Genomic DNA, 8,714 nt, shown 5'->3' on the forward strand with positions numbered 1-8,714 from the left:
TCATTATGCAGCCGATTTTTATTTTTTATCAACCTGATGATTTCTGTCGAAAGTGGGTATAAAGAGTTTATACAGTTTTTCACAAATAGAAGACAGGAGAGATGAAAATGGAGCGAAATCGTACAATGATGCAGTTTTTCGAGTGGAATTTGCCTGCCGATCACAAGCACTGGAGAAGGCTGGAGGAGCGGGCGAAGGAATTAAAGAAGGCAGGCATCGGTTCCGTCTGGGTTCCGCCGGTTACCAAAGGGCAGTCAGCGGAAGACACTGGTTACGGTGTGTACGATTTATTCGATCTCGGTGAATTTAATCAAAAAGGAACAATACCAACCAAATACGGAACGAAAAAAGAATTGGAAAATGCGATAAAAGCATGCCACGAAGCAGGGGTTCATGTTTATGTGGATGTGGTTATGAATCATAAAGCGGGAGCGGATGAAACGGAAACGTTTGCGGTTGTGGAAGTAGATCAGAACAATCGAAAAAAAGTTATTTCAAAAAAACCATTCGATATTGAAGGATGGACGAAGTTTACGTTTCCGGGGCGAAAAGGTAAATACTCTGATTTTATATGGACATTCGATCATTTTAACGGCACGGATTTTGATGCCAGGGAAGACCGGACAGGAATTTTCCGGATTGAAGGCGAGCATAAAAACTGGAATGAAAATGTAGACGATGAATTTGGGAATTACGATTATCTAATGTTTGCCAATATTGACTATCGCCATCCGGCAGTACGTGAAGAAGTGATCAATTGGGGGAAATGGCTGGCAGACACTCTTAACTGTGACGGATACCGCCTAGATGCTATCAAGCATATCGATCACAAATTTATTGACGAGTTTACAGAACAAGTAAAAGAAGAACGCGGCGATGATTTCTTTTTCGTTGGAGAACTCTGGGTTTCAGAAATCGAGTCCTATGCCAGTATGATTGAAGAAACAGACGGGCGTATTCATTTATTTGATGTGCCGCTTAAATACAATTTATACAGTGCATCGCAAGAAGGAGCGGCATACGATTTATGTAAAATTTTTGAGGGAACAGTCGTTGAGAGCTTCCCGCAAAACGCAGTTACCTTTGTAGACAATCACGATACGCAGCCGGGCGAATCGCTTGAATCTTTTTTGGCTGATTGGTTTAAGCAAAGTGCTTATGCGCTGATCCTGCTTCGCCGGGACGGATATCCATGTGTATTTTACGGCGACTACTACGGAATTGGCGGTGAGCATCCCGTAGAAGCGAAAAAAGAAGCAATTGATCCGCTCCTCTACAGCCGTCTTCATAAAGCGTACGGAAAGCAGGATGACTACTTTGACCATCCGAACACTATCGGCTGGGTGCGCCACGGTTTAAAAGCTATCGAGCGCTCGGGCTGTGCGGTGGTGATTAATAACAGTGAGGAAGGCGGAGAGAAACGGATGTTTGTTGGGGCGGCACGTGCCGGCGAACACTGGGTAGATCTGCTGAATAACCGTCAGGAGATCATTACCATTGAAGAAGACGGCTTTGCAACGTTCCCGGTAAATCCGGGAAGTGTATCGGTATGGGCCCTGCCGGAACAGGATGTAAAGCCAAAAGAATAACGGGAGTGAACGCTGACGCCACAAAAAAGCAGCTCTCCTGCAAAAGGAGGCTGCTTTTTTGATTATAAACGGAACGAGCTTTTTAATGAAACAACACGGTTAAAGACCGGCTTGCCAGGCGTTGAATACTTTGGATCAACATTAAAATAGCCGTGGCGGAAAAACTGGAATTTTTCCTGTGCCTTAACTTCTTGTAAGTTCGGCTCGATAAATCCATTTAGTACTTCAAGTGACTGCTTATTTACATAATCAAGGAATGTTTTTTCCTCCGCTTCTTCTTCGTTGTCCAGAATCAGCGGTTCATATAAACGGAACTCGGCTGGGACCGCATGCGATGCATCGACCCAGTGAATGGTGCCTTTCACTTTTCGTTCGTTAAAGTCCGAGCCGCTTTTTGTGCGTGGATCATATGTGCAATGGATCTCCACTACATTTCCATTCTCATCCTTGATAAAGTTTTCGCATTTTACAAAATAAGCATGCTTTAAGCGGACTTCATTGCCAGGGAAAAGGCGGAAATATTTCTTTGGCGGCTCTTCCATAAAGTCTTCCTGTTCAATGTAAATTTCACGGGAAAACGGAATTTTGCGCGTGCCCATTTCCGGATTTTCCGGATTGATTTCTGCATCAAGCCACTCGACCTGGCCTTCTGGATAGTTTGTAATCACAAGCTTTAATGGACGAAGAACTCCCATTGTACGCGGTGCTTTCAGCTTTAAATCTTCACGGACAAAGTGATCGAGCATCGCTGAATCTACAACACCTGATCCTTTAGAAACCCCGGTTTCTTTTACAAATTCGCGAATCGCTTCAGGTGTAAACCCGCGGCGGCGCATACCGGAAATAGTCGGAAGACGTGGATCATCCCAGCCATCTACATGCTGCTCATCAACCAGCTGCTTTAGCTTTCGTTTACTCATCACAGTATTGGTAAGATTTAAACGGCCAAATTCGATTTGCTGCGGCTGCGCCTCCATTTCACATTCACGGACAACCCATTCATAAAGCGGACGGTGGTCCTCAAATTCTGTTGTGCACAGAGAGTGCGTGACGCCTTCAATCGCATCTTCAAGCGGGTGGGCAAAGTCGTACATTGGATAAATGCACCATGCATCACCTGTATTATGATGAGAAGCGTGGGAAACACGATACAAAACCGGATCGCGTAAATTTAAGTTCGGTGAGGCCATGTCGATTTTCGCACGAAGAACTTTTGTGCCATCTGCAAATTCGCCATTTTTCATTCGCTCAAATAAATCAAGATTTTCCTCAGCCGGGCGGGTCCGATAAGGGCTTTCTTTACCAGGCTCTGTCAGCGTTCCGCGGTATTCACGAATTTCATCTGCCGACAAATCATCCACGTAAGCAAGGCCTTTTTTGATAAGCAAAACGGCCCGTGCGTACATTTCGTCAAAATAATTAGATGCATAGTGAAGAGCGTCCCACTCGTATCCGAGCCAGGAAACATCCTCTTTAATGGAATCAACATATTCCTGATCTTCCTTTAAAGGGTTTGTATCGTCAAAACGCAAATTTGTTTTGCCTCCAAAATCATCGGCAAGCCCGAAGTTGATGACAATTGATTTTGCGTGTCCAATATGAAGATAACCATTTGGCTCAGGCGGGAAGCGGGTAATAACATGATCCCGCTTGCCTGTTTCCAGATCCTGTTTAATAATCGTTCGAATAAAATTGGATGATTGTTCCAAGGTGATACCAGCCTTTCTCTGTTAAGGTCATGTATGTTTATTATATTTCACTGACCGCGTGAAAGAAAGGGCTGGACACTATTCTTTCATTTTCGCGGCAAATTCATCGAACCTTTCCGTTGTTATGCCTTCGGTTTTCGTCAGCAGGCTGACAACGACGATGGCAGCAAGAGAAAGAGCAAAGCCTGGAATTAATTCATATAAAAGATCGGCCAGAGCCGGGATTTTTGACCAGACAATAACAGTCACGGCACCAATAATCATTCCAGCCAGTGCCCCCCATTTGGTCATGCGTTTCCAGTAAAGACTCAGCAAAATCGCCGGTCCAAAGGCAGCGCCAAATCCTGCCCATGCATAGCTGACAAGCTCCAAAATAGTTTCATTTTTCTCCCACGCAAGCGCCAGCCCGATTATGGAAATGATCAGCACCGATAAACGGCCGAGAAAAACAAGTTCTTTGTCAGAAGCATTGCGGCGGAAAAAGGTTTTATATAAATCTTCAGTAAGCGAGCTTGATGTAACCAGAAGCTGTGATGAAATGGTGCTCATGACAGCAGCCAAGATTGCAGAAAGAATAAAGCCGGTAATAATAGGATGGAACAGCACATCACCTAGAGCAATAAAAACGGTCTCCGGATCTTCCAATGTTGAACCGTTCATTGAATAGTAAGCAATGCCGAGAAAACCGGTGAACATTGCGCCAATTGTAGAGAAAATCATCCAGCTCATGCCGATCCGGCGCGCTGTTTTCACATCTTTTCTAGACGTGATCGCCATGAAACGGACGATGATATGCGGCTGACCGAAGTAGCCGAGTCCCCATGCGAACAATGACACAATGCCAAGCAGGCTTTGTCCTTCAAAAATATTGAGCATTTTTGGATCAATTGACCGCACTTCTGAAACTGCCGTATTGAGGCCGCCGATTTCTATTAAAACGACAATAGGCACTAAAATCAGCGCGGTAATCATAATAATCCCCTGTACAAAATCAGTCCAGCTGACAGCAAGAAATCCGCCAAATAATGTGTAAGCAACCACAATTCCTGTAACGACAAATAATCCAGTCCGATACTCTAATCCGAATGTTGTATTAAATAATACACCGCCGGAAACCATACCGGAAGATACATAAAACGTAAAGAACACGAGAATAACAATACCAGACACAAGACGCAGCATTTTTGATCGGTCGTCAAAACGGTTTTCTAAAAAGCCTGGAATGGTAATCGAGTCATTCGCTATCTCTGTATATGTGCGCAGTCTTGGCGCTACATACAGCCAGTTCGCCCATGCACCGAGTGTTAAACCAAACACAATCCAGCTCGAGCTAATCCCGGTTAAATACATGGCACCGGGCAAGCCCATTAAAAGCCAGCTGCTCATGTCTGACGCGCCGGCGGAAAGAGCCGTTACAGCCGGTCCTAACCCACGGCCTCCAAGCATGTAGTCTGTTAAATTGGAGGTTTTTTTATACGCGAACCATCCAATAAACAGCATGCCGGCCATGTAAATCACAATCGAAATCAACAATAAATAATCCATCACGACATCCTCTCTGTTTTTTGCGTAACGGTACCCATTATAACGAACTTAAAGAAAATGTAAAAAAAAATAAGCCCTTCAGCGGAAGGCTGAAAGGCTTTTCATTGTTACTATGTCAGGCTTTTGCCATTTTTTTATTTTTTCCTGGATCAACAGCTGTTTTCGCTAAAAACTTTGCATTTTGCGGAAGCTGTTTTGTTTCATTTACGGTTAATGTAACAGCTTGTTTTGCATGGTCAACATCTGCCATAATATGCTCCTTGTGAACATTTAATTCATCGGTTTCTCCTTTGATTTTATCCGTTTCTTTTTGAATGCGCTGCTGCACTGCTTTTAAGTGATCAATTTTTGGCTTCATTGATTTAAATGCTTTGACAGCTGAGATCGCAAGAAAAATCAATGCAGCGACAAAAACTGCAAGGCTGAGCCAGCCAATCCATTCCATAACATAACCTCCTGAAAATTAGTGCTTTTTTCTACTGTACCCTGAATGCGCGGAAAAGTAACAGAAAATGTTTTGGAAAACGGTGAAAACGGAAAAAAGAAAGGAGAGGTGATCGTATGCTGAAAGAGCGAACCAGGCTGGCATTGTCCAGGCACATATGGATTGTCCCGGGTATATACAGCATTGTGGCGCTGTTGCTGGCAAGCATTGTTATTTGGATAGATATTTCTCATTATGAAACAGTAAAAAAAGTTGTGCCGGACCGGCTGCTGACAAGCACATCGTTAACTGAAACGATTCTTGGCTCGATTGCCGGATCGCTGCTGACTATGACATCGATTACCTTCTCCACATTAATGGTAGTGTTGACCACTTATTCAGGACAATTTTCACCGCGTATTTTACAGAATTTTATCCATGATAAAGTAACATTACGGGTTCTCGGTGTTTTCATGGGCGGCTTTGTTTATTCTATGTTTTCTCTGCTTTTTATTCGCGAAGTCAATAACGATGATCCCGTTATTTCGGCAGCGGTTGGAGTGTGTATTGCCCTTATTTGTCTGGTCTTTTTTGCTCATTTTCTGCAGCATGTAGCTAACTCCATTCAAGTCACAAAGCTAATTGACAGGCTGGCTGATGAAGCGATGGAACTGATCGGGAAATTAGAGCAGGTTGGAGACCGGATAGATATTCGTCCCAATTTGACGGATAAAAAACCAGAACGGCTCATTTCTGGAAAAAGGGGGTATATACAATTGTATGAAGTCGAAAAGCTTCTAGCGTTTGCTGAAAAGCATCAGTGTGTGGTTGAGTTAACAAAGCCAATTGGTGCATTTGTCGTAAAAGATACCCCTATTGCTCAATTGTACTCCACGCAGCCAATTGAAAGTGATATCCGTGAGTATATAAAAACAGGAGAAGAAAGAATTCCTGTTCAGGATCTGGAATTTGCCATTCAAAAACTTTCAGAAATTACACTTCGGGCACTTGCACCGGGCGCCAATGATCCCAATACAGCTATTGACGGCATTCGGCATATTGGTATGGCTCTTGCTGAAGCAAGCCGGCTGGACGGAAAATACATTGTCTGTGAACAGAAGGTTATTATACCGCAGCGTCCGTTTGAAGAGATTTTATATGAAACATTTTATGAAATCTGCTACTCGGGACGGGATCGTGTTTCTGTACTTTTAGCTGTTTTTGATGCGCTGGAAATGATTTCACACGGGAACAACCCGGCTATCCAAGAAAAAGCCCGCCATTTTGGTGATTATGTGCGGGCGAAAGTAGAGGAGGATATTTTAAATGAGACAGACCGGCGAAAAATTACTGAACGGTTCGAGCAGCTATAAGCCGGTTGGCGAGGCGTTTTTTAAATTGCCAACACTCACACTGGCACGAAATCTGCTCGGATGTCTTTTAATTAAGGAAACAGAGGAAGGCACCGCTTCAGGCTATATTGTCGAAACGGAAGCGTACAGAGGGCCGCTGGACCAGGCAGCACACAGCTACAACAACAGGCGGACGAAGCGTACGGAAATCATGTTCGCAGAAGCAGGGCATGTATATACGTATTTAATGCATACGCACTGCCTTGTCAATGTGGTCAGCGGGGAAATAGGGGAACCAGAAGCCGTCCTGATAAGAGCGGTTGAACCGCACGATGGAATTGAGCTGATGACAGAGCGCCGCGGCGGCACAGCAATGAAAAACTTAACAAGCGGTCCTGGAAAATTAACAAAAGCACTCGGTATTCATATGACTGATTACGGGAGACGATTTGATAAGCCGCCTATTTATATAGCGCCGGGATTCGCGCCTGAGAAAATTATGACCGGTCCTAGAATCGGGATTCCAAACAGCGGGGAAGCCAAACACTATCCATGGCGTTTCTGGGTCGCGGGAAATCCATATGTATCAAGATAAAAGCAGCGGCTTCTCGGCCGCTGCTTTTAGTCTGGATATTTTTCTTCACTTGAGGAAGAATTCTTTGTATCATGTTTATTTTTTTCTTCACGCTGTTCCATTTTTAAATCTTCGAGTGGAACAGTATCTACATTTTGCTCTTCTTCAAACTTATCGTATATGCTTTCTTTGTCTGTATTCAAGTTTTCTGGATTGTCCATTTTGCCCCGGTCAAGCTTTTTATCCATTGAGATTCCTCCTAAGAAATCATTTTTTGTCCTTTAACCTTATTTTGTCATTGTTAAACATCTGAAAAAAATGGATAATAGACAAAAATGAAAAAGAAGAAGGAGCTTTTATGTCAACACAACCAGCTTTTTTATCATCATTGCAGCCGTTTCTACAAGAATCATGGGAGAAAGCGGGCTTTAAGCAGGCGATGCCGGTTCAGGAAAAAACCATTCCTTTATTATTGGACGGGCGTGACGTGATCGCGGAGTCGCCGACAGGAACAGGCAAAACCCTGGCATATGTTTTGCCGATGCTTCAAAAAATCGACCCGAAACGCAATCAAGTACAGGCTGTTGTCATGGCATCCTCACGTGAGCTGATTATGCAGATACAGGAAGAAATCCGCACATTCGGCAATGGTGTAATTACCTCTGCCGGTATGATCGGCGGTGCCAATATTAAACGCCAGACGGACCGCTTGAAAAAGCCGCCGCATATTATTTGCGGTACGCCCGGGCGGCTGCTTGAGCTTATACAGATGAAAAAATTGAAAATGCATGAAGTGAAATTCATTGTACTCGACGAGGGAGATGAGTTATTTACAACCGCTCTTTTCGAGCCGGTCCAGTCCATTATTAAAGCAACCCAAAAAGACCGGCAGCTTGCCCTGTTTTCTGCGACGCTTCCGTCTGCTGCAGAGCAAAAAGCAAAGGAGCTTATGAACGATCCAGAAGTTATTCAAATTAAAAAAGAAAGCCTGCCGCAGGAAGGAATAGTGCGCCACCTTTATTTCACATGCACCTGGAAAGAAAAGCAGCAAATGATTGAAAAAGTAATGCGTGCATTTGAGCCGGAGCGGATGCTGGCATTTGTAAAAGACATCACCGATGTAAATGTCATGTCGGAAAAGCTGTTATTCAAAGGCATGAAAAACGGCGTACTGCACAGTGAACTCCGCAAAGAAGAGCGGGTAAAGGCTATTCGTGACTTCCGAAGCGGAAAAGCACCGCTTTTGTTTGCGACAGACGTGGCAGCGCGCGGGCTTGATGTAAAAGGATTAACTCATGTTCTTCATTTTGAAGCCCCGCATAATGTACGGGAGTATACACACCGTTCAGGAAGAACAGGGCGTGCCGGAGAAGATGGAACGGTTATTACATTAATTACAAGCGAGTTTCAGGAAAAAGAATTAAAAAGAATTGCCCGGCAGGCCGGGGTAGAACTGGAGAAATATGAGTTTTTCAAAGGAAAAGCCTTCCCGGCGAAAAAATAAAAAACAAAGGCTGCTCT

Annotated in this window: 8 protein-coding genes; 4 read left to right on the plus strand and 4 right to left on the minus strand. The window is 44.0% G+C overall.

Annotated elements, in window-relative coordinates; translation table 11 throughout:
- Window positions 1-107 precede the first annotated feature (107 nt).
- Complete coding sequence (locus VP98_RS14105) at window positions 108-1,589, plus strand: alpha-amylase (RefSeq protein WP_046176041.1); 1,482 nt, start codon at window positions 108-110, stop codon at window positions 1,587-1,589.
- Between the two features lie 62 nt (window positions 1,590-1,651).
- Here VP98_RS14105 and VP98_RS14110 read toward each other — a convergent pair whose 3' ends face one another.
- From VP98_RS14110 to VP98_RS14120, 3 genes are all read right to left on the minus strand, one after another.
- Window positions 1,652-3,298 carry a glutamine--tRNA ligase/YqeY domain fusion protein gene (locus tag VP98_RS14110; protein WP_046176042.1) on the minus strand — a complete coding sequence of 549 codons (1,647 nt, stop codon included), beginning with the start codon at window positions 3,296-3,298 and terminating at the stop codon, window positions 1,652-1,654.
- A gap of 78 nt (window positions 3,299-3,376) precedes the next feature.
- Entirely contained in the window at window positions 3,377-4,807 is a 1,431-nt protein-coding gene (gene putP / locus VP98_RS14115; protein ID WP_407919222.1) for a sodium/proline symporter PutP, read from the minus strand.
- Window positions 4,808-4,958: 151 nt separating this feature from the next.
- A complete protein-coding gene (locus tag VP98_RS14120) occupies window positions 4,959-5,288 on the minus strand; it encodes a DUF948 domain-containing protein (RefSeq protein ID WP_046176044.1) in 330 nt (109 codons plus the stop codon).
- A 116-nt stretch (window positions 5,289-5,404) separates the two neighbouring features.
- On the opposite strand from VP98_RS14120, the gene VP98_RS14125 reads away from it, so the two are divergent.
- Both VP98_RS14125 and VP98_RS14130 read left to right on the plus strand, forming a co-directional pair.
- Window positions 5,405-6,640, plus strand: a complete 1,236-nt coding sequence (locus VP98_RS14125) for a DUF2254 domain-containing protein (RefSeq protein ID WP_052712253.1) — start codon at window positions 5,405-5,407, stop codon at window positions 6,638-6,640.
- Window positions 6,594-7,214: a DNA-3-methyladenine glycosylase gene (locus VP98_RS14130; RefSeq protein ID WP_046176045.1), complete on the plus strand. Its 621-nt coding sequence runs from the start codon at window positions 6,594-6,596 to the stop codon at window positions 7,212-7,214. The genes VP98_RS14125 and VP98_RS14130 overlap by 47 nt, the downstream gene beginning before the upstream one ends.
- Before the next feature lie 26 nt (window positions 7,215-7,240).
- Here VP98_RS14130 and VP98_RS14135 read toward each other — a convergent pair whose 3' ends face one another.
- On the minus strand, window positions 7,241-7,441 hold the full coding sequence (locus VP98_RS14135; RefSeq protein ID WP_046176046.1) for a hypothetical protein: 201 nt from the start codon (window positions 7,439-7,441) through the stop codon (window positions 7,241-7,243).
- A 110-nt stretch (window positions 7,442-7,551) separates the two neighbouring features.
- Here VP98_RS14135 and VP98_RS14140 point away from each other — a divergent pair, with 110 nt between their 5' ends.
- On the plus strand, window positions 7,552-8,697 hold the full coding sequence (locus tag VP98_RS14140) for a DEAD/DEAH box helicase (protein ID WP_046176047.1): 1,146 nt from the start codon (window positions 7,552-7,554) through the stop codon (window positions 8,695-8,697).
- Window positions 8,698-8,714: the final 17 nt, after the last annotated feature.

This window comes from Domibacillus indicus (assembly GCF_000970685.1).
Taxonomy (GTDB): domain Bacteria; phylum Bacillota; class Bacilli; order Bacillales; family Domibacillaceae; genus Domibacillus; species Domibacillus indicus.

Coding starts and splice junctions, on each gene's coding strand:
- VP98_RS14105 (WP_046176041.1), top strand. CDS start 108: ATGGAGCGAAATCGTACAATGATGCAGTTTTTCGAGTGGAATTTGCCT.
- putP (WP_407919222.1), bottom strand. CDS start 4,807: ATGGCCGGCATGCTGTTTATTGGATGGTTCGCGTATAAAAAAACCTCC.
- VP98_RS14120 (WP_046176044.1), bottom strand. CDS start 5,288: ATGGAATGGATTGGCTGGCTCAGCCTTGCAGTTTTTGTCGCTGCATTG.
- VP98_RS14125 (WP_052712253.1), top strand. CDS start 5,405: ATGCTGAAAGAGCGAACCAGGCTGGCATTGTCCAGGCACATATGGATT.
- VP98_RS14130 (WP_046176045.1), top strand. CDS start 6,594: ATGAGACAGACCGGCGAAAAATTACTGAACGGTTCGAGCAGCTATAAG.
- VP98_RS14135 (WP_046176046.1), bottom strand. CDS start 7,441: ATGGATAAAAAGCTTGACCGGGGCAAAATGGACAATCCAGAAAACTTG.
- VP98_RS14140 (WP_046176047.1), top strand. CDS start 7,552: ATGTCAACACAACCAGCTTTTTTATCATCATTGCAGCCGTTTCTACAA.